The sequence below is a fragment of the Enterococcus sp. DIV2379 genome, from assembly GCF_050542965.1.
Lineage (GTDB): Bacteria > Bacillota > Bacilli > Lactobacillales > Enterococcaceae > Enterococcus_D > Enterococcus_D entomosocium.
In genome coordinates, this window is record NZ_CP172938.1 from 1,303,274 (window position 1) to 1,325,199 (window position 21,926).

Consider the following 21,926-nt stretch of genomic DNA (forward strand, 5'->3'; position numbering starts at 1 on the left):
TTTTTCCATTCGCGAATGAAAAACGAAAAAAAATTTAGAAGAGAGGAAAGAACAATGAAAAAGATTTTTAATCATACGAAAATGGTTTGTCTCCTATTTTTACTTTTGCCATTTGTCTTTTTTGGAACAAAAAATCAGCAAGTGTCTGCAGAGAGCAATTTGGCACAGATCCATCTCCATAAAAAGAAAATGGTCAATCTGCCAGGTTCATTGATTCAAAATAGTGGGACTGAGATGGAAGAGTTTGATCAATACCAAGGCTTAGCCGATGTCACTTTTTCTGTCTATGATGTGACAGCAGCATTTTATGAAAAACGATCTGCAGGGGCATCCGTTGAAGAAGCCAAGCGTCAAGTCCAAATCTTGACGTCTGGTTCCCCTATAGCTAGCGGGAAAACAGATGCAGCCGGTGATTTGGTTTTTGAATTGCCGAAAAAACAAGCCGATCGGGATGCAGTTTACACCATTGTAGAAGCCCCTAAAGACGGCGTTACAACTGCTGAGAATATGGTGATCGCCTTTCCCGTATATGAAATGATCCAACAAGCTGATGGCTCATATGTTTATGGAGAAGAAGAGCTAGACACGATTCATCTTTATCCGAAAAATATCGTCACAAATGAAGGAACGCTCCTTGTGAATAAGCGAGGAACGGGGGAAAACGAACCACTGAATGATGCGGAATTTGTTGTTTCAAAGCAAGAAGGACGCGAAAATACCAAGAAATACATTTTAAGTGCAGCCGATGGACTTTATACATGGACAACTGACAAACAGGCAGCGTATCGTTTTTTGACAGGCAAACAATATGCTTCTGGAGACGCTGGTATCGATGTGAGTGAGAACCAAAAAGGACAGCTAAAGATTGCGCAACTAGAAACAGGCGCCTATCAATTAGAGGAAACGAAAGCCCCAAGTCAAGCCGCCTTAATCGAGGAAGAAAGAATCAAGGATTTCTCGATTGATTCAGGAAATAACGTTACTGTTGAGCTAACAATCAAGAATGACACAACAAATGTTACAAAAACAACACCACAATTAGACGGCAAAGACGTAGAGATCGGCGAAAGAATCCAATATCACCTAACGGTCAATATCCCATCAGGTATTCAAGATAAAGTAGGATCAGAAAATAAATACAAACATTTTCAATTGATCGATGCCCATGATCCAGCATTAACTTTTGAAAATACAGCTGAAGGAGAAACGGGCTATGCGTTGTATGATGGAGAGCAGAAAATCGATGCGACGAATTACCAAGTAACGGAAAAAGAGCATGGCTTTACGGTAACTATCAATCCAGAATTCGTGCCGCAATTAACGCCGGGAAATCAATTGCGCTTTGTGTATTATATGTATTTAAATGAACAGGCTATGCCTATCAATGGCTTTACGAATGAAGCAAATGTAGAAACGGATTTCATGACGGATCAAACGCCTCCAAGCGTGGAAGTTTTGACAGGGGGCAAACGGTTCTTAAAAGTCGATGGGGCTGTGACCGCTACCGAAGCATTGGCAGATGCAGTTTTTGTTGTACGGGATCAAGACCGTGATGATGCCAACTACCTGAAAATCGAAGAAGGAACCAAACAGGTATCTTGGGTGCAAACAGCGGATGAAGCGACGAAATTTACCACAGGGACAGATGGATTAGTTGATATCATCGGGTTAAAATTTGGCACCTACTATTTGGAAGAAGTAAAAGCACCAAAAAATTATGTACTGCTAACAAATCGGATCGCTTTTGAAGTACATGAAACGTCTTATGGAACGAAAGAGCAATTGGGAGATCCAGAAAAAGTCCCTAACCGCCGCAAAGGAACCTTACCGGCAACTGGTGGTGCCGGCACGTATTTAATGGGCGCCATCGGAGTGGTGATCGTTGGTTTAGCTGGGTGTTATTTTGTTAAACGGAAAAAAGGGTAAGTAAATGAGATGAAAATGCACGATGACAATCAAAAGGAAAAGAAATGGCACGAAAGTACCTACTCAAAAAGTGACTTTGTTGGATGTTCTAATGGGTATTCTGCTGCTGCTAGGTGTTCTGATCATCAGTTATCCTTTTGTAAGTAATCAGCTCAACACCTTTTTGGATCAACAGTTGATCAGCTACTACCAAAGCCAAGCTAAAAAAATGAGTGAAATAGAAAAACAACAAAAAAGGAACCAGTTGGAACGAGTAAATCAAGAGCTGGCACAGCATCCCAGCAATCCTGGAATCAAAGAAACGCAAGATTTATCAGAAACAAGGGACTCAGAATCAGGCGATACACCTGATTACTATGAACGACATACGATCGGCGTTTTAAAGATCCCCGTGATTGGTGTCGCTCTCCCGATTTTTGATCAAACCACCGATACGTTGTTAAAAAGAGGAGCAACATTATTGGAGGGCGCTTCGTATCCAATAGGTGGTGAAGATACCCATGCAGTTCTGTGCGGACACCGTGGGTTAACGAGTGCAACCCTCTTTACGGATCTGCCTAAGCTGCAGATCGGCGATGAGTTTTATATCGAAACGTTTGATGATACGTTGGCGTATCAAATAGATCAGATTAAAACGGTCGCCCCTGATGATACCGAAGCACTAAAAATTGTCAAAGGCAGTGATTATGTCACCTTACTAACCTGCACACCCTATATGGTCAATAGCCATCGTTTATTGGTTCGCGGCAAAAGGGTTCCTTACAATGAAGAAAATGAAACAAATGCCGCAAAAAAAGCAAACCAGCAGGATTTGTGGGTGCTGCTAGTTGTAAGCACCACACTATTACTACTCCTGCTGGTGATTAGCAGAATCAAAAGAAAAAAACAGCATGATTTGATCACTCCCAGTGATAAGAAGCAAAGATAGCAGGTTTTCCTCTAGATCCACTAGAAAATGACTTGTTAACCTTACTCAGAACGAAACATGTCGTGTGAAATATGGTACAATAACGAAGATAAAAGGTAGTAAAAAACAGTCGGTCTAATGGTAAAGGTGTCAGAAAAAAGGAAGAATGAGTGGGTAGACAAGCTTTTTTTCAACCACTTCCCCAAAATTAAAAAGCGAGAAAGCGCGTATGACGCATGAGAATCGCGCTGAAAGCTTTACCTATGCACGAGGTTGGAACAAGAACATTGTCCTAAAGCAATTTTAGCAAAATGCCCAGTGTGACTAGTTTCTCTGATGGTTTTAGAGCAAATAGTCCTCGTTCTTGTTAGGTATATACTGCATGGATTTAGACACTACTGTCTTTTTTTACCAATTCGAAGAAGTACCAAGGAGGAAAACGTTCAAATGACCATTCAATGGTTTCCAGGCCATATGGCGAAAGCCAGACGTGAAGTAAGTGAGAAATTAAAATTCGTGGATATCGTTTTTGAACTCGTGGACGCACGCTTGCCGATCTCATCCCGCAACCCCATGCTGGACCAATTATTACAGCAAAAACCACGATTGATCTTGATCAATAAAGCGGATTTAGCAGATCCCGTTCAAACCAAAAAATGGGAGCATTATTTCCAAGCACAAGGCTATTTAGCCTTGGCGATCAACGCCCAAGACAATCAAGGCGTCAAAGCCATTGTCCCGACGGCTAAGCAAGTCTTGAAGGAAAAAATCGCTCGTGACAAAGCCAGAGGATTGAAGCCCCGTGCGATTCGAGCGATGGTGATTGGCATTCCGAATGTCGGAAAATCAACCTTGATGAACCGTTTAGTAGGGAAGAAAATTGCTCAGACGGGTAATAAACCCGGCGTGACCAAAGGACAGCAATGGCTGCGTTTTGGGACTGATCTAGAGCTGCTAGATACGCCTGGGATCTTATGGCCAAAATTTGAAGATCCTGAGATTGGTAAAAAATTGGCATTGACGGGGGCTATTAAAGATCAGCTGATCCATTTAGATGATATCGCATTGTATGGACTTGATTTTTTTGCCCGCTATTATCCTGAAAGAATCGCCAATCGTTACCAACTAAAGGCGGAGGAAGAGGCGTTGTTAGCGCCGGACCTGTTGATGAAAATCACTGAAAAACGTGGGTATAAAGATAACTATGATCGAGGAAGCGAGCTTGTTGTCTTTGACATTCGGCAAGGAAAATTAGGCCGTTATACACTAGATCGAGTGGAGGAAATGGAAAGCCAAGATGAAACAACCGATTAAGACAATCAAAGAGCGATTATTTGATCCAACCTTTAATGACCCGGCATTTTTGCAGGAATTGCTAGCAGATGAACGCGCAGGGGTCCAAAAGCTGTTGCAACGATATGAGAAACAATTAGTCAAACAGCAGCTATTGCAGGAAAAATACGAAGAAATGATGCGTTTTGAAAACGAAGCATTTCAACAAGGCGCCCGTTTTATCGCCGGTTTAGATGAAGTGGGGCGCGGACCTTTAGCAGGACCCGTGGTGTCAGCTGCGGTGATTCTGCCTAAAGAATGCCAGATTTTGGGGTTAAATGATTCAAAACAGCTTTCTGCGAAGAAAAGAGAAGAACTGTTTATCGAAATTCAAAATAAAGCCGTTGCTGTCGGTATCGGTGTGGTTAGTCCTGAAGAAATCGATCGGATAAATATCTATCAAGCGAGCCGCCTGGCGATGAAAGAAGCTTTGATCGACTTAGCGGTCAAGCCGGAACATTTGCTCATTGATGCGATGACCATCGAGACCGACATCCCTCAACAAAGCTTGATCAAAGGCGATGCCCGCTCCATTTCGATTGCCGCAGCAAGTATCATTGCCAAAGTCTATCGTGACAATTTAATGAAAGATTTTCATGATGTGTATCCTTTTTATGGGTTTGATCAAAATGCTGGGTATGGGACCAAAGTTCATTTAGAAGGGTTAGCTGCCCATGGAATTTGCCCTATTCATCGAAAAACCTTTGCCCCAGTTAAACAATACCTATAAATTTCATCCATCCCTCTTTTTTTAGCGAATCTTATAAGTAAGATCACTAAGAAAAGAGGGCTTTGTTTATGAAATATCAACAAGCAACAGATTTTGAAAAACAGTTGATAAAACTGTACTACTGTCAGGGAATCGGTCTGCAAGGTTGCTGGAAGATTATTTGGCATTGGCTGGAAACAAAAGAAATGCGTTGTTCGTTGGAAGAGATGATTGCCATCGGCGTCCTTCCACAGCATAGGATGGTCTTTCGCCGATCGTGGGAGCAAATGACAGAAGAGCATATCACACAAAAGATGGGGGGACAAAACTACCTCACCTTCTTTTCAGCGGAGTATCCGATGCTTTTAAGACAAATTGCGGACCCACCATTATTACTATTTTACGAAGGAAATCTGCAATTGTTGCAAACGCCCATGATTGGATTTGTCGGCGCAAGAACAGCTTCTCGCTATGCGCGTAAAGTTTGCGAAAAGCTGATCCCGCCTTTAGTGACAGAAAACTATACGATCGTCAGTGGATTAGCAAATGGCGTCGACAGTTTTGCCCATGAATCAGCCATCAGAAATCGGGGACAAACCATTGCCGTGATTGCTTCTGGTTTGGAACATTGTTATCCTACTTCTGCGTATCCGTTGTTCCAGCAGATTCGTCAAGAACATCTAGTACTGAGTGAATATTCTCACGACACCAAACCGGAAAGACATCACTTCCCCTTACGCAATCGCATCATTGCCGGTATTTCAAAAGCGATCTGTGTGATTGAAGCTAAAGAAAGAAGCGGTTCTTTGATTACGGCACAATTAGCAATGGAAAATGGCCGAGAAGTTTTTGCAGTGCCTGGTGAAATGATTTCCGATCAGTCAAAAGGTTGTCACCACTTGATTCAAGATGGCGCAAAATGTACGATTAGTGTGTCAGATATTTTACAGGAGTTAGCCTTTTTTTGATTTTTCCAATCAACCTTCCTTGACAAACCTTTTCTTGAAAGCTATGATAAGCTACGATTTGTATGTTTCATCTGCATACGATAGGTTCACTGATTGATAGAATATAATAGTAGGAAAAATTCAGGAAGGAGCCATTCTTTATATGGCATATAAATATTTAGTAATCGTGGAATCGCCGGCAAAGGCGAAAACCATTGAAAAATACCTTGGACGAAATTACAAAGTCGTCGCAAGTGTCGGTCATATTCGTGATCTTCCTAAAAGTAAAATGGGAATTGATGTCGAAAATGACTATGAACCGCATTACATTTCGATCCGTGGCAAGGGCGATGTGATCAAAAGTCTCCGCTCAGCTGCGAAAAAAGCCGAAAAAGTCTACCTCGCAAGTGACCCGGATAGAGAAGGAGAAGCTATTGCGTGGCATTTAGCTTTTCTACTAGGGTTAGATTTAAAAGATAAAAACCGAGTCGTCTTTAATGAGATCACTAAGGATGCGGTCAAGGCAGCTTTCAAAGAACCAAGAACGATCGATGTAGATCTCGTTGACGCTCAACAAGCGCGCCGGATTTTAGACCGATTGGTGGGGTATTCATTGAGCCCAATCCTTTGGCGTAAAGTGAAAAAAGGATTGAGTGCTGGCCGTGTTCAATCGGTGGCGCTTAAGATTATTATAGATCGTGAAAAAGAGATCCGTGAGTTTGTTCCTGAAGAATATTGGAGCATCGATGGGAACTTTAAAAAAGCCACGAAAAAATTCAAAGCCAATTTTTGGGGCCTAGATGGCAAAAAGAAAAAATTACCGAATGCTGAAAGCATAAAAGAAATCACCGATCGTCTTTCTAGTAAAGAGTTTCAAGTGACGAAGGTTGAAAAGAAAGAACGCAAACGCAACCCGGCGGCACCGTTTACCACCAGTAGCTTGCAACAAGAAGCAGCCCGTAAACTGAACTTTCGAACGCGGAAAACCATGATGGTCGCACAACAGCTCTATGAAGGGATCGCTCTTGGTAAACAAGGCACCGTTGGTTTGATCACCTATATGCGTACCGATTCGACCCGAATCGCAGACACAGCCAAAGGCGAAGCGGCAGAATTTATTGAAAGTACTTATGGTTCAGAGTTCTCGGCGCACGGTGGCAAAAAACGCGCGAATGCACAAGGGGCACAAGATGCCCATGAAGCGGTAAGACCAACAAGTGTGATGCGTACGCCAGAAGCCATGGAGAAATTCTTAGACAAAGACCAACTGAAACTGTATCGCTTGATCTGGTCTCGCTTTGTGGCTAGTCAAATGACGCCGGCGATTTTGGATACAATGAAAGTTACCTTGGATCAAAATGGTGTCATCTTTATTGCCAATGGTTCAAAGATCAAATTTAAAGGGTTTATGCAGGTCTATGTGGAAGGGCGCGATGATGGCAAAGAAGACAAAGAGAACATTTTGCCAGAGTTAATTGAAGGAGATGTGGTCCAATCCGTATCGATCGAACCAAAACAGCATTTCACTCAACCACCTGCCCGCTACAGTGAAGCCACCTTGATCAAAACCCTTGAAGAGAACGGTGTGGGTCGTCCTTCAACTTATGCACCAACGTTGGAAACAATCCAACGACGTTATTATGTGAAATTGACACAAAAACGTTTTGAGCCAACTGAACTTGGTGAGATCGTCAATTCATTGATCGAGGAATTCTTCCCGCAAATCGTTGATATGCATTTTACTGCTGAAATGGAAAATAGCTTGGATAGCATTGAAGCTGGGAAAGAAGAATGGGTCAAAGTCGTCGATCAATTCTACCGTCCATTTGAAAAAGAATTGACGACCGCAGAAGAAAGTATCGAAAAAATCCAAATCAAAGACGAACCTGCAGGCTTTGACTGTGATCTTTGTGGCCATCCAATGGTGATCAAATTAGGTCGCTACGGAAAATTTTATGCCTGTAGTAATTTCCCTGACTGTCGCAACACGAAACCAATCGTCAAAGAAATCGGCGTTGAGTGCCCGGTCTGTCACCAAGGCCAAGTTGTTGAACGCAAATCGAAAAAAAATCGGTTGTTTTATGGATGTACCCGTTATCCGGACTGTGACTTTACTTCTTGGGACAAACCTGTAGGCCGTAATTGTCCGAAATGTGATAATTACTTAGTCGAGAAGAAAGTCAAAGGCGGCAAGCAAGTCGTGTGTATCAATGGGGACTATGAAGAAAATGTGCAAAAATAACTAGCAGGATTCCCTGTTAAAAAAAGAATCGGCGCATTCTTTTGAACGGTCAGCCTTGATGTTGGCTGACAAAAGAAAGTGCCGGTCCTTTTGATTAATACAAGCAGTTTCTTATGACAAGAGGCGAGCTTTTGAAATAAAAGGAGAGCACTATGAAAGAAATCAATGTTATTGGTGCCGGTTTAGCCGGAAGCGAAGCTGCTTGGCAAGCAGCGCAAGCAGGTGTCGCAGTAAAGCTTTATGAAATGCGTCCTAAGAAATCGACAGAAGCCCATCATACAAATAATTTTGCCGAGCTTGTTTGTACGAATTCACTACGAGGCAACAATTTAACAAATGCGGTCGGTGTTTTGAAAGAAGAGATGCGTCGCTTAGATTCAGTGATTATTACCTCTGCAGACAAAACAGCGGTTCCAGCAGGTGGTGCTTTAGCTGTTGATCGTGATGATTTTTCAGAGTTAGTCACCAAACGTGTCAAAGAACATCCTTTAGTCACTGTCATCGAAGAGGAGATCACTGAAATTCCAGATGGGATCACCGTGATTGCAACTGGACCTTTGACTTCTGAACCTTTATCCAAAGCGATCCAAGCTTTTAACGGATCAGAAGGATTTTATTTCTATGACGCAGCAGCACCGATCGTCGATAAATCCACCATCAATATGGATAAAGTTTATTTGAAATCACGCTATGACAAAGGCGAAGCAGCCTATCTGAACTGTCCAATGAACGAAGAGGAGTTTTATGCGTTTCGTGAAGCTTTAGTCAATGCGGAAGTGGCCCCTTTGAAAGAATTCGAAAAAGAAAAATTTTTTGAAGGATGTATGCCAATCGAAGTTATGGCTGGCCGTGGACCGAAAACCATGTTGTTTGGTCCGATGAAACCAGTTGGATTGGAAGATCCGAAAACCGGCAAACGTCCCTACGCAGTGATTCAGTTGCGTCAAGACAATGCGGCTGCTTCTCTTTACAACATCGTTGGTTTTCAAACACATTTAAAATGGGGCGAGCAAAAACGGGTTTTCCGTATGATCCCTGGTTTGGAAGAGGCAGAATTTGTGCGCTACGGCGTGATGCATCGGAATAGTTTTATGAATTCACCAGAGTTGTTACAACAAACGTACCAATCGAAAAAACGTGAAGACCTCTTTTTTGCTGGTCAGATGACAGGCGTTGAAGGGTATGTTGAAAGTGCAGCCAGTGGATTGATGGCCGGGATCAACGCTGCCAAACTTGCAAAAGGGGAAGCGCCGATCATTATGCCACAAGAGACGACAATTGGCAGTATGGCGTATTATATCACTCATGCAGAAGGCAAACACTTCCAACCGATGAATGCCAACTTTGGTTTGCTGCCAGAACTTCCAGAACGAATCAGAGATAAAAAATCTCGTTATGAAGCATTGGCAAACCGGGCATTAGCTGCCTTAGAAGAAGCCAAAGAACAACTATAAGAGCGATGAGTCATCACCTTCTTACTAATAAATGGTAAGAAGGTTTTTTTTTAATTTGTCTTGAAACTTTAATCAAGGTGACTTATGATAGACAGTAACAATGACAGAAGGTGGTGAAGATGGTGATTGGAGAATGGATTCATTTGATTCAAAACTATTTACAGCGTTTTCCTACAGTAATTCAATTTTTAGGATGGCTGATCCTTTTGGTCGGGGTCATTTTCGTTGTCTTTGTTTTATTTAGTTTGCTGTTAGGTCCCATTATGTGGCTTTACAATCGCATCACAGACAAAAACCGCAGCAATGTCATTAGTCGCAATGATTTTGTGATCGGTGAACTGACGGAAAAGATTGTCGGAGATACAATCGGCGAAGTCATGGAGATAGGGAGTCAAGGTGCACGTTCTGTTTATCCTGCACGTTTTTTTCGGGAAGAAGATCGTGAAAACAATGTTCGATTGCCAGTCGGAACCAAAGTCATCATTGTCGATTTTGATAAAAAAGGGATCGCGTTGGTGGTGGAAAGTAAAAATTTTATAGAATAGGAAGTGTTACGTTATGGTGGATACAGGATCAGCAGTAGATTTTTTAAGTAATCCGATTTTATGGGGTGTTGTCCTCGTTGTTTTATTGATCGCTTTTTTGATGATACGCTATCGCATTGGGAAACCCGATGAAGCATTGATTGTTACGGGGTCGTTTTTAGGAAAAGAAGGCATCAAAATCTTAAAAAACAGTGGGACGTTTGTGATTCCTATTGTTCAAAAAGCCCATAAATTAAGTTTATTGACCCACAAGTTAGAGATTGGGACACCAGAAGTTTATACGGAACAAGGCGTACCGATCAAAGCCAGTGCGACGGTGCTTGTAAAGGTCGGCAACAGTACCGAGTCGATCAAGACAGCTGCTGAGCAATACTTAGGCAAATCCACAGGTGAATTGGAAGATGAAGCCCAAGAAGTCTTAGAAGGTCACTTACGGGCGATTCTAGGAACGATGACGGTAGAAGCCATCTATAAAAACCGCGATGATTTTGCGGAACAAGTGCAAGAAGTTGCCTCTACGGACTTGAAGAAAATGGGGTTGGAGATCGTTTCGTTTACGATCAAAGATGTCAGCGACAGCAATGGCTACTTGGATGCGTTAGGACGCCCTCAGATTGCTGAAGTGAAAAAAAATGCCGAAGTAGCGGAATCCAATGCCTTAAGAGAAACTCGAATCAAGCAAGCTGAGAATGAGCAATTGGCACAGCATGAAGAGATCCGTCGCCAAACAGAAATCGCAGAAGCGACAAAAGATATGGCATTGAAACAAGCACAATACAAACAAGAACGCGAAGTTGCGGATGCGAAAGCGGAACAGATCGCAGTCGGCGAACAAATGAAAGTTCAATTGATCGAACAAGAAAAAAATATCGAGATTCAAGAAAAACAAGCGGAATTGACGGAAAAAGAATTGAATGCAACTGTCCGTAAAAAAGCCGAAGCGGATAAATATGTGGTTGAACAAAACGCTTTAGCAGACAAAGCAAGAGAAATCGCACGAGCACAAGCGGAAGCGGAAAAAGTCAAATTAGCTGCCCAAGCAGAAGCCGAACGAATTGAAAAACTAGGTAGTGCCGACGCGGAACGGATCGCAAAAGTCGGTCAAGCCGAAGCGGAAAGCCGTGAAAAGATGGCGATTGCTTTGACCAAACTGAACGAAGCTGGTATTTTGATGGAGTTCATCAAAGTGCTGCCTGAAATCGCGAAAGAGGTCAATGCGCCACTGAGCAATATTGATAAAGTGGTTAGCTTTGGCGGCAATGATGGTCTTCAATCAATGGGGGAAGCTGGTTTAGCGCGAACCTTTGATACGATCAAAGAGACAACCGGATTAGACTTAGTTGGGTTAATCAATGACACGATGTCCACAAAACAAGGAAACAAAGAGCTAGTTCAGGCTGTATCTGAAAGCACTGGTTCGCATCAGCCAACAACTGATCCAATCGAATAAAAGCAAATAAGTGGAAACGTATCAGTCCCTCTTTCTTTTGAGGAGAGGGACTGGTACGTTTTTCTGGCGCATTTAACGGATCTTTCTGAACAAAGATAAGAATCTTACGTAGATTCTTAGAAAGTTTTCACAATTATGTCTAAACTTTGAAATATTGATTAAATTCTGACAATTCATTTGTTTTTTTTTGTGGTCTATGCTAAAGTTATTTCGAATCATGAAAAGGGGGGTTAATTTGCAAACAGATCAGTTTCAAGAAGAGTTTTTTCGTTATCTTATTGTTGAAAGAGGGTATTCGAAAAAGACAAAAAAAGCGTATCAAGAAGATATGGGCGATTTTTTTCACTTCTTAAAAGAGTCTGGCAATGAAGACCCATTAGCAGTGGAATACCGCGATGTTCGCGTCTATCTAAGCTATTTGACGGAACGAGAGTACAGCCGTAATTCCATCAGTCGTAAAATGGCTAGTTTGCGATCTTTTTATCAGTTTCTAACCAAGCATGAGATCGTCAAAGAGAATCCTTTCGCCTACATTCATTTAAAAAAGAAAAACGCCAAATTGCCGCGTTTTTTTTATGAGAAGGAAATGGATGCTCTCTTTCAAAGTGTTGTTGGCGATGAGCCACTACAACAGCGCAATCAAGCATTGTTAGAAGTCCTTTATGGTTCAGGTTTGCGGGTCAGTGAGTGCAGCAGTCTCACACTGGGGGCAATCGATTGGGAAAGTGGCGTATTACTGATCCATGGGAAGGGGAATAAGGATCGCTATGTTCCTTTCGGTAGTTACGCACAAGCAGCAGTCAAACGCTATCTTTCCTCAGGACGCAAACAGCTGATGGAAAAGCAGAACAAGGAACACGAGATCCTTTTCGTGAATCATCTTGGTGACGGGATCACTGCAACTGGGATCGAATATGTTTTGAATCAAATCATTCGAAAAAGCAGTTTAGACAGTAAAATCCATCCTCATATGCTTCGGCATACGTTTGCAACCCATTTATTAAACAACGGCGCCGATATGCGGACCGTTCAAGAATTGTTGGGGCATGCCAATCTATCGACGACACAGATTTATGCGCATGTCACCAAAGACAGTTTACAAAAAAATTATCGCCAATTTCATCCACGCGCGTAAAATTGGTACAGGAGGAACATAAATGAAGTCAGAATTTCATTCAACCACCATCTGTGCGGTTGAAAAAGATGGGAAATTTGCCATGGCCGGTGACGGACAAGTAACGATGGGAGAACAGGTCGTTATGAAAGGAACCGCTCGGAAAGTCCGTCGAATTTACAACGGTGAAGTGATCGTTGGTTTTGCCGGCAGTGTGGCAGATGCCTTTACCTTGGAAGAAAAATTTGAAGGAAAACTAAATGAATACAACGGAAATTTGCAACGAGCTGCAGTAGAATTGGCACAAGAATGGCGGACTCAGCAGTCGATGCAAAAATTAGAGGCGATGCTGATCGTCATGAATGATAAGGAGATGCTTTTGGTCTCTGGGACAGGCGAAGTCATTTCGCCAGATGAAGGGATCTTAGCCATCGGTTCAGGTGGAAACTATGCATTAGCAGCAGCCCGTGCGATGAAACGTTATGGCGGTGAACTATCTGCCAAAGAAATTGCTGAAGGTGCCTTGAATATTGCCGCAGACATTTGTGTCTTTACGAATCACAATATCATTGTAGAAGAGTTTTAAAGAGGGATGACGATATGACAAACCAAAACAAATCACCACGAGAAATCGTGAAAGAATTAGATGAATACATCGTTGGACAAACCAACGCCAAAAAATCAGTGGCTGTTGCTTTGAGAAATCGCTACCGCCGGCTGCAATTAGATGAAAAGATGCAACAAGATGTCACACCAAAAAATATTTTGATGATCGGACCAACAGGGGTTGGTAAAACGGAAATTGCGAGACGCTTAGCAAAGATCGTTGATGCACCTTTCGTTAAGTTAGAAGCGACGAAATTCACGGAAGTCGGCTATGTCGGTCGAGACGTAGAATCGATGGTACGTGACCTCGTTGAGAATGCGATCCAAATCGTGAAAAAAGAACAATATAAAAACGTGCGGATCCAAGCAGAGAAAAAAGCCAACCGTCGTTTAGTAAAAGTCTTAGTTCCTGGTATTAAAAAGGAACAGAAAAAGAATACCAATCCTTATGAACAAATGATGAATATGTTCAACGCCGCACAACAACCAGAAGAGCCAAAAGAAGAATTGACGGATGAGATTCGCAGCAACCGTCAAGCCATTTTTGAGCAATTAGAAAAGGGCCTTTTAGACAACCGGGAAGTGACGATCCAAGTCGATGAGCCGAAAAATCAAGCACCGATGATGAACAATGGCTTAGAACAAATGGGGATCGATTTGAATGAAACCTTAGGAGCATTGAAACCGCAAAAGAAAATTGAACGCACAGTAACCGTAAAAGAAGCACGAGAATTGCTGATTCAAGAAGAATCCTCAAAACTGGTCAACGACGCGGATATTCATAGTGAAGCATTACGTTTAGCAGAATCTAGTGGCATCATTTTTCTAGATGAAATCGACAAAGTATCTTCGAAATCACAGCAGTCAGGAGAAGTTTCTCGTGAAGGGGTGCAAAGAGATATCTTGCCGATCGTTGAAGGATCGCAAGTCAATACGAAATACGGAACCCTACAAACAGACCATATCCTTTTTATTGCTTCTGGGGCATTCCACCTGTCGAAACCAAGCGATCTGATCCCTGAATTGCAAGGGCGTTTCCCGATTCGTGTGGAACTAGATGATTTGACAAAAGAAGACTTTGTTAAAATTTTAACGGAGCCCAACAATGCCTTAGTCAAGCAATACATTGCCTTGTTAGGAACCGAAAATGTCAAAGTAGTCTTTACGATGGAAGCTATCGAGAAAATTGCCGAAATTGCTTATCAAGTGAATCGCGATACCGACAATATTGGTGCTCGTCGTTTGCATACGATTCTAGAGAAACTACTTGAAGACTTATTATTTGAAGCATCTGAGATGCAAATGGGTGAAATCACCATCACAGAAGCGTATGTGGAAGAAAAACTTGCGTCCATCGCAAAAGATGAAGACTTAAGCCGGTATATTTTATAAAGGGAGCGGACCAATGAAAACATTATTAGAAAAGACAAGACAAATCAACGAATTATTGCAGCAAAAAAACACCTTTAATTTAGCTTCTGATTTGCCTTACGACAAGATGGCTGTCATTTTAGGAAACATCCTAGACAGCAATGCGTATATTATTAGCATTGACGGTAGCGTGTTAGGTTTTGTTGAGAACCATGATGTCAATAATGAACGCATCAAAAAAATGTTTGTTGAAAAACAGTTTCCTAAAAATTATACAGATTTAGTCGATCACCTGACTTCCACAGAAGCTAATGTGCCAATCAGTGATGATATGACCGCTTTTCCTGTAGAAGGCCGTGAGCTGTATCCCAACGGACTAACGACCATCGTACCGATTTACGGTGCAGGAGAACGTTTAGGTACGATCATTCTTTCCAGAATCGATAAGTCCTTTGATGACGACGATTTGGTATTAGCGGAATACAGTGCGACAGTTGTTGGTATGCAATTCTTGTACCAAAAATCCCGCAGTATCGAAGAAGATGTTCGCAGTACCACAGCTGTTCAAATGGCAATCAACACCCTTTCTTATAGTGAGTTGAAAGCTGTTCAAGCGATCTTTGAGGCATTAGAAGGAGACGAAGGTCGTCTGACCGCGTCAAGTATCGCTGATCGCATTGGAATTACACGGTCGGTGATCGTAAATGCTTTGCGTAAACTAGAGTCTGCCGGCATTATAGAATCCCGCTCTTTGGGGATGAAAGGCACCTATTTAAAAGTGCTTAACAGCCGCTTTAAAGAGGAATTGACGAAACATCAATATTAGGAGATGAGACTATGACAGTTACCATCACGGCGGGTCATCTGCAAGCAAAAATTGCAGAAAGAGGGGCTGAGCTACAAAGCTTAGTTGATACAAGCAATGACCTTGAATATATTTGGCAAGCTGATCCAAACCACTGGGGAAAGCATGCACCAATCTTATTTCCGATTGTTGGCGCCTTAAAAGAGGACACCTATCAGCATGAGGGCAAAAGTTATCATTTGCCCCGTCATGGGTTTGCCAGAGACATGTTGTTTACTGTCGTTGAAAAACGTACAGACTATGCCTTGTTTCTATTAGAAAGTTCAACTGAAACCAAAGCGAAGTATCCGTTTGATTTTCAGCTGTATGTCAGTTACGAATTAGGCGGTGATGGCTTAGTCGTCAAATATCAAGTAAAGAATAGCGGTCAAAAAGAACTATTCTTCTCCATTGGAGGACACCCTGCATTCAACGTCCCACTTGAAAAAGGGCTGACATTTGAAGACTACTACCTTTCTTTTTCTCCAAAGAAATCACGAGTGAAATTGCCATTAAAAGGCAATTATATTGATTATGAACAACGCACACTCGGTCAAACGAATACGGATTTGCGCTTGACCCACGATATGTTTGCAAATGATGCGCTGGTTTATGAAACGAAAGGATTGCATTCCTACTCGATTCGCAGTGAGAAATCGCCTCATAGTGTTACGTTAAGCTACAATAATATGCCGTATGTCGGTTTTTGGTCCACGTATCCCGTAAAATCGCCGTTTCTATGTATAGAACCATGGTGCGGTATCGCAGATACACTGGAAGCTTCCGGTGAGCTTTCAGAAAAATTGGGTATTCAAGCACTTTCGCCTGAGGAGTTATTTGAAACAAAGTACTCGATCACAGTCAAATAAAAGCAGGCAAAAAGAAGCTGAGAAAAGTCATTGCACTTTTCTCAGCTTCTGCTTATTTGTTCGCTTGACGCTTATTCAGACCAAACGGTACCCGACTTTCAGTCCCGTCTTTAATACGTGAAATATTTTCGCGATGGCGAATAAAGATAAAAATCGTTACGCCGATCGCGATGAAGGTCAGCAACCAGTTTTGCTCAGGCAATATCGCAGGGGCGATAAAAGGCAAAACGACCGTCGATAAGGTGATCAAACACGCCGCGATCATACTGGTCAGGCTTACCATACTTGTCACATAAAGACAGATAACAAAAATCAATGAAGAATAAATGAAAAAGAGCGGATTGTATCCTAAGAGCATCCCAGCACTTGTCGCCACCGCTTTGCCGCCTTTAAACTTGGCAAAGATCGGAAAGGTATGACCTAAGATCGCGCAGACCCCAAACCAGAGCGGATTGACGGTATGGAGACCAAAGAGGACAGGCAAACTGGTTGCCAAAGTTCCTTTTAAGATATCCATCAATAAAACAACGATCCCGGCTTTCTTTCCTAAAACGCGAAATGTATTGGTCGTTCCCGTATTGCCGCTGCCGAATTGGCGAATATCTTTTTTGAAAAACAATTGGCCAATCCAAACACCCGAGGGGATCGAACCTAAAAGGTAAGCAACAATAAATAAAAGAATCGTATTCATAATAACCAACTTTCTTTGCAAGGCTAGGGCAATTTTAGCATGAAAACGCCTTTCCAACAATAAGAAAATCTTTCGCTAGTCAGGGAAAGAAGAAAACCAGCTTTCCTCGGAGCTGTGAAACACAAACAAGCCATTTTGTGACTCTAGCTTGTGCAAACAAAGGAAAAAGGATAAGATAGTTTAGAAAAATGTTCGCTTGAAAAAAGCGTATTTTGTGTTAAGATTTTTTTTGCAGTCCTTTCAGCAGTAAAAAAGGACTGATCAAGATTAAAGGAGCGGTGGGTTTGGCAAAGAAAACCACAGAATATAATGATGCTTCCATTCAGGTCTTAGAGGGCCTAGAAGCAGTAAGAAAACGGCCAGGAATGTATATCGGCTCGACCGATAGCCGCGGCTTACATCACTTAGTGTATGAAATCGTCGATAATGCGGTTGATGAGGCACTCTCTGGATACGGCAATGAAATCGATGTTACGATCCACAAAGACAATAGTATCAGTGTTCGAGACAATGGGCGAGGAATGCCGGTCGGGACACATGCATCGGGAATCCCTACTGTTGAAGTGATCTTCACAGTGCTACATGCCGGCGGGAAGTTTGGCCAAGGAGGCTACAAAACTTCTGGCGGCCTTCATGGGGTTGGTGCCAGTGTTGTAAATGCTCTATCCAGCTGGCTGGAAGTAGTCATCGTTCGTGATGGCATCGAATACAAACAGAGCTTCAAAGACGGTGGGAAACCAGCTGGTACTTTGAAAAAAATCGGCAAAACTCGTAAACCAACTGGAACCACAGTCACCTTTAAACCTGACGACACGATCTTTTCAACAACCAAATTCTCCTATGAAATTCTCGCAGAACGTTTAAGAGAATCGGCTTTCTTGCTAAAAGGGGTCAAAATCTCCCTGACGGATGAACGTGGGGAAGAACCAATTCATGAAGTTTTTTTATATGAAGAAGGCATCAAAGAATTCGTTGATTATTTAAATGAAGAAAAAGATACCTTGACCCAGGTGGTTTATTTTTCCGGTACCAAAGAAGCAATCGAGGTAGAACTTGCCTTTCAATACAATGATGGCTATTCGGAAAATGTCTTGTCCTTTGTCAACAATGTACGTACCAAAGATGGTGGTACCCATGAAGTTGGGATGAAAACATCAATGACGAAAGCTTTCAATGAATATGCCCGCAAGGTCAATTTGTTGAAGGAAAAAGATAAGAACCTTGAAGGTAGTGATTTTCGTGAAGGCTTAGCGGCCGTGCTGTCGATCCGTGTTCCAGAAAATCTTTTGCAATTTGAAGGACAGACCAAAGGGAAATTAGGAACACCCTTAGCAAGAAATGCTGTAGACAATGTGATTGGCGAGCAACTAGGCTATTACCTGCAAGAAAACAGTGAAATGAGTCAAATGCTGGTTCGTAAAGCGATCAAAGCAAGAGAGGCCCGTGAAGCTGCCAGAAAGGCGAGAGAAGAAAGCCGCACAGGAAAGAAACGCAAAAAAGGTGAGTCACTGCTTTCTGGAAAATTAACGCCTGCTCAGTCTCGTAATCCTAAGAAAAATGAATTGTATTTGGTGGAGGGGGACTCAGCCGGCGGGTCAGCGAAGCAAGGCCGTGACCGCAAGTTCCAAGCGATTTTACCGTTACGAGGCAAAGTTATCAATACAGAAAAAGCCAAGATGCAGGATATTTTGAAAAATGAAGAGATCAATACCATGATCTATACTATCGGTGCCGGTGTTGGCCCAGAGTTTTCGATTGAAGACTGCAATTATGACAAAGTCATTATCATGACCGATGCGGATACCGATGGGGCGCACATCCAAGTGCTGCTTTTAACGTTTTTCTACCGGTATATGAAACCTTTGATCGAAGCGGGAAAAGTATACATTGCTTTGCCACCTTTGTATAAAGTGTCTAAAGGGTTAGGGAAAAAGGCAGTAGTCGAATATGCTTGGACGGATGATGAACTAAGCAAACTGACCCAAAAAATCGGTAAAGGCTATATGCTTCAGCGCTACAAAGGGTTGGGGGAAATGAATGCCGATCAATTGTGGGAAACGACGATGGACCCAGAAACGCGGACGCTGATTCGGGTAAGAATCGATGATGCGGCTCAAGCAGAACGTCGCGTCACCACTTTGATGGGGGACAAGGTAGAACCTCGTCGGAAGTGGATCGAAAGCCATGTTCAATTCAGTTTAGAAGAAGATGGCAGTATTTTGGATAAAAAAGAAGATACGGTACCGGAATTAGTTGATGAAAAGTTAATGGATACCGAACAAGCAGAAAGCAAACATTTAGTTAAGGAATAGGAGGTGGTCTCTTGGAACACAGAAGCAATATACAAGAATTGACATTGGAAGAAGTGATGGGAGATCGCTTCGGTCGATATTCCAAATACATTATTCAAGAACGGGCATTGCCAGATATTCGTGATGGGTTAAAACCGGTTCAGCGGCGCATCTTGTTCGCCATGAACCAAGACGGCAATACGTATGACAAAGGCTTCCGCAAATCAGCGAAATCAGTCGGGAATATCATGGGGAACTTTCATCCCCATGGTGACTCGAGTATTTATGAAGCAATGGTCCGCATGAGCCAAGACTGGAAATTGCGTCAGATTTTGATTGAAATGCACGGAAACAACGGGAGTATGGATGGTGATCCGCCAGCTGCCATGCGTTATACCGAAGCACGACTTTCAGAATTAAGCGGTGAGCTGTTAAAAGATATCGAAAAAAACACCGTCGAATTGGTGTGGAATTTTGATGATACCGAAAAAGAACCAACTGTCTTACCAGCAAAATACCCAAATCTGTTAGTCAATGGCTCAACTGGGATCTCAGCTGGGTATGCAACGGAAATTCCCACCCATAATTTAGGGGAAATCATTGATGGAACGGTCTATTTGATCGACCATCCGCAAGCTTCTTTGGATCAGCTGATGAAGTATATTCCCGGCCCTGATTTTCCAACAGGAGGGATTTTACAAGGGAAAGAAGAAATCAAAAAAGCCTATGAAACAGGCAAAGGCAAAGTGATCCTGCGTTCGAAAACCAAGATCGAAGACATCAAAGGTGGCAAGCAGCAAATCGTTATCAATGAGATTCCCTATGAGGTCAATAAAGCCAATCTAGTCAAAAAAATGGATGAGATTCGTTTGAATAAACGGATCGACGGGATTGCTGAAGTGCGTGATGAAACTGACCGTACTGGTTTGCAGATCGTTGTCGAGCTGAAAAAAGAAGCAAATGCACAAGGAATTTTAAATTATTTATTTAAAAATACCGAATTGCAGATCAACTACAACTTCAACATGGTGGCTATCGACAATATGCGCCCCCAACAAGTCGGTTTGAAACGGATTTTAGAAAGCTACATCAAGCATCGGCGTGAAGTGATCGAAAAACGCAGTCGTTTTGAACTGCAAAAAGCCCAAAAGAGACAGCATATCGTCGATGGGTTAATCAAAGCTTTATCGATTCTTGATGAAGTGATCGCCACCATTCGCGGCAGTAAAGACAAAAAAGATGCCAAAAACAATCTGGTTGTTCAGCACGGTTTTACGGAAGAGCAAGCAGAAGCCATTGTGAACTTACAGTTGTACCGCTTGACCAATACGGATATCACACAATTGCAAGCAGAGGCGAAAGAACTTGCTGAAACGATCGCTGAATTGACAACGATTTTAAATGAGGAAAGTGAATTACTGAAAGTGATCAAAAAGGAATTGCGGGAGATCAAGAAAAAATATTCGACACCGCGATTGACTGAGATCGAAGCCGAAATTCAAGAAATCAAGATCGAAACACAAGTTTTAGTCGCGCAAGAAGAAGTCGTCGTGACAGTCACAAGAGACGGTTATGTCAAACGCAGCAGTTTGCGTTCTTACGGTGCCTCAAAACCAGAAGAGATCGGCATGAAAGAAGGCGACTCTTTACTTTACAGCAACCAAATGAATACGTTGGATCATCTGTTATTGGTAACCAATAAAGGAAACACGATCTATCGTCCGGTTCATGAATTGCCTGATTTAAAATGGAAAGATCTAGGCGAACATATTTCGCAAACGGTTATGACACTGGCGCAAGATGAAATGATCATTGGGGTCTTTGCCTACAAAGAGATCGATCCGTTGAAAAACTTTGTGCTGATCAGTAAAAACGGCATGATTAAACAAACACGAATGACGGAATTTGAACCTTGGCGCACCTATAAGACACGGCCAATGACGATCATGAAGCTGAAAGATGAATCAGATGAATTAGTCAATGTCTTTTTGACTGATCAAACAGAAGAAATGGATGTCTTTTTAGTCAGTCATCTTGCCTTTGGCTTACGGTATTCGCTTAATGAAGTGCCCGTTGTGGGACCAAAAGCAGCTGGGGTCAAAGCGATGAACCTTAAAGCGGATGATTATCTTATCAATGGGTTGTTAGTTTATTCAGAAGGGGATACACCGATCGTTCTGATTACCCAACGTGGCGCAGCAAAACGCATGCTAGCCCAAGAGATCACCCAATTAGGACGGGCGAAGCGTGGATTGATGGTCTTACGGGAATTGAAGAAAAACCCTCATCGCGTAGTCTATATGGGGAATGGAGAGAACCAGCAGCTACTGGTAACCAACCAAAAAGGACAAGCCTTTGAAGTCATCACGAATCAAATCCCGATCAATGATCGGACCTCCAACGGCTCATTTATCATGGATGAGAAAACAGGGGGGCAAATCTACGAAGTGAAAACACAAATCAGTCCTGCAATCGCAGAGGATTCTGTACTATAAATTATAACAAAGCAACCATTCTGTACCAGTACAGAATGGTTGCTTTTTTGCCTCTTAATTAATCTTTCACATTAATAAAAAACGCACTTTAATAAAAGATTCACATTTGATAAATGCTTATAAATCAACGTTT

At 42.3% G+C, this 21,926-nt stretch carries 17 protein-coding genes; 16 read left to right on the forward strand and 1 reads right to left on the reverse strand.

What is annotated here, in order from left to right; translation table 11 throughout:
* The first annotated feature begins 54 nt into the window (after nt 1-54).
* The 14 genes from IGI92_RS06060 (at nt 55) to IGI92_RS06125 (ending at nt 16,316) form a co-directional block, all read left to right on the forward strand.
* Complete coding sequence (locus IGI92_RS06060) at nt 55-1,926, forward strand: SpaH/EbpB family LPXTG-anchored major pilin (RefSeq protein WP_430608288.1); 1,872 nt, start codon at nt 55-57, stop codon at nt 1,924-1,926.
* A gap of 22 nt (nt 1,927-1,948) precedes the next feature.
* The gene (locus tag IGI92_RS06065) at nt 1,949-2,854 is read left to right on the forward strand and encodes a class C sortase (RefSeq protein ID WP_016613220.1); all 906 of its coding nucleotides are present in this window, start codon (nt 1,949-1,951) and stop codon (nt 2,852-2,854) included.
* 426 nt (nt 2,855-3,280) lie between these two features.
* Entirely contained in the window at nt 3,281-4,147 is an 867-nt protein-coding gene (gene ylqF / locus IGI92_RS06070) for a ribosome biogenesis GTPase YlqF (RefSeq protein ID WP_005229614.1), read from the forward strand.
* On the forward strand, nt 4,131-4,895 hold the full coding sequence (locus IGI92_RS06075; RefSeq protein WP_016621295.1) for a ribonuclease HII: 765 nt from the start codon (nt 4,131-4,133) through the stop codon (nt 4,893-4,895). Before ylqF ends, IGI92_RS06075 begins: the two co-directional genes overlap by 17 nt.
* A 68-nt stretch (nt 4,896-4,963) precedes the next feature.
* Complete coding sequence (gene dprA / locus IGI92_RS06080; RefSeq protein WP_430608289.1) at nt 4,964-5,842, forward strand: DNA-processing protein DprA; 879 nt, start codon at nt 4,964-4,966, stop codon at nt 5,840-5,842.
* Between the two features lie 142 nt (nt 5,843-5,984).
* Nucleotides 5,985-8,063 (forward strand): type I DNA topoisomerase, encoded by a 2,079-nt coding sequence (gene topA, locus IGI92_RS06085; protein WP_016621297.1) that lies wholly within the window; start codon nt 5,985-5,987, stop codon nt 8,061-8,063.
* A 152-nt stretch (nt 8,064-8,215) separates the two neighbouring features.
* Nucleotides 8,216-9,517 (forward strand): FADH(2)-oxidizing methylenetetrahydrofolate--tRNA-(uracil(54)-C(5))-methyltransferase TrmFO, encoded by a 1,302-nt coding sequence (gene trmFO, locus IGI92_RS06090; protein WP_005236828.1) that lies wholly within the window; start codon nt 8,216-8,218, stop codon nt 9,515-9,517.
* Between the two features lie 119 nt (nt 9,518-9,636).
* Nucleotides 9,637-10,062, forward strand: a complete 426-nt coding sequence (locus tag IGI92_RS06095; RefSeq protein ID WP_008379668.1) for a hypothetical protein — start codon at nt 9,637-9,639, stop codon at nt 10,060-10,062.
* Nucleotides 10,063-10,075: 13 nt separating this feature from the next.
* Nucleotides 10,076-11,512 (forward strand): flotillin family protein, encoded by a 1,437-nt coding sequence (locus IGI92_RS06100; protein ID WP_005236824.1) that lies wholly within the window; start codon nt 10,076-10,078, stop codon nt 11,510-11,512.
* A gap of 196 nt (nt 11,513-11,708) precedes the next feature.
* Nucleotides 11,709-12,647 (forward strand): tyrosine recombinase XerC, encoded by a 939-nt coding sequence (gene xerC, locus IGI92_RS06105; protein WP_081487925.1) that lies wholly within the window; start codon nt 11,709-11,711, stop codon nt 12,645-12,647.
* A gap of 22 nt (nt 12,648-12,669) precedes the next feature.
* Nucleotides 12,670-13,212 carry an ATP-dependent protease subunit HslV gene (hslV, locus tag IGI92_RS06110; RefSeq protein ID WP_005229630.1) on the forward strand — a complete coding sequence of 181 codons (543 nt, stop codon included), beginning with the start codon at nt 12,670-12,672 and terminating at the stop codon, nt 13,210-13,212.
* A 14-nt stretch (nt 13,213-13,226) separates the two neighbouring features.
* The gene (gene hslU, locus IGI92_RS06115) at nt 13,227-14,624 is read left to right on the forward strand and encodes an ATP-dependent protease ATPase subunit HslU (protein ID WP_005236820.1); all 1,398 of its coding nucleotides are present in this window, start codon (nt 13,227-13,229) and stop codon (nt 14,622-14,624) included.
* Nucleotides 14,625-14,637: 13 nt separating this feature from the next.
* Complete coding sequence (gene codY, locus IGI92_RS06120) at nt 14,638-15,429, forward strand: GTP-sensing pleiotropic transcriptional regulator CodY (RefSeq protein WP_005236817.1); 792 nt, start codon at nt 14,638-14,640, stop codon at nt 15,427-15,429.
* A gap of 11 nt (nt 15,430-15,440) precedes the next feature.
* Nucleotides 15,441-16,316, forward strand: a complete 876-nt coding sequence (locus IGI92_RS06125; protein ID WP_430608290.1) for an aldose 1-epimerase family protein — start codon at nt 15,441-15,443, stop codon at nt 16,314-16,316.
* A gap of 52 nt (nt 16,317-16,368) precedes the next feature.
* Here IGI92_RS06125 and plsY read toward each other — a convergent pair whose 3' ends face one another.
* On the reverse strand, nt 16,369-17,007 hold the full coding sequence (gene plsY, locus IGI92_RS06130) for a glycerol-3-phosphate 1-O-acyltransferase PlsY (RefSeq protein ID WP_008379676.1): 639 nt from the start codon (nt 17,005-17,007) through the stop codon (nt 16,369-16,371).
* 284 nt (nt 17,008-17,291) lie between these two features.
* Here plsY and parE point away from each other — a divergent pair, with 284 nt between their 5' ends.
* On the forward strand, nt 17,292-19,319 hold the full coding sequence (gene parE / locus IGI92_RS06135; RefSeq protein WP_034872209.1) for a DNA topoisomerase IV subunit B: 2,028 nt from the start codon (nt 17,292-17,294) through the stop codon (nt 19,317-19,319).
* Between the two features lie 11 nt (nt 19,320-19,330).
* Complete coding sequence (parC, locus tag IGI92_RS06140) at nt 19,331-21,793, forward strand: DNA topoisomerase IV subunit A (protein ID WP_005236805.1); 2,463 nt, start codon at nt 19,331-19,333, stop codon at nt 21,791-21,793.
* The last annotated feature ends 133 nt before the right edge of the window (nt 21,794-21,926 follow it).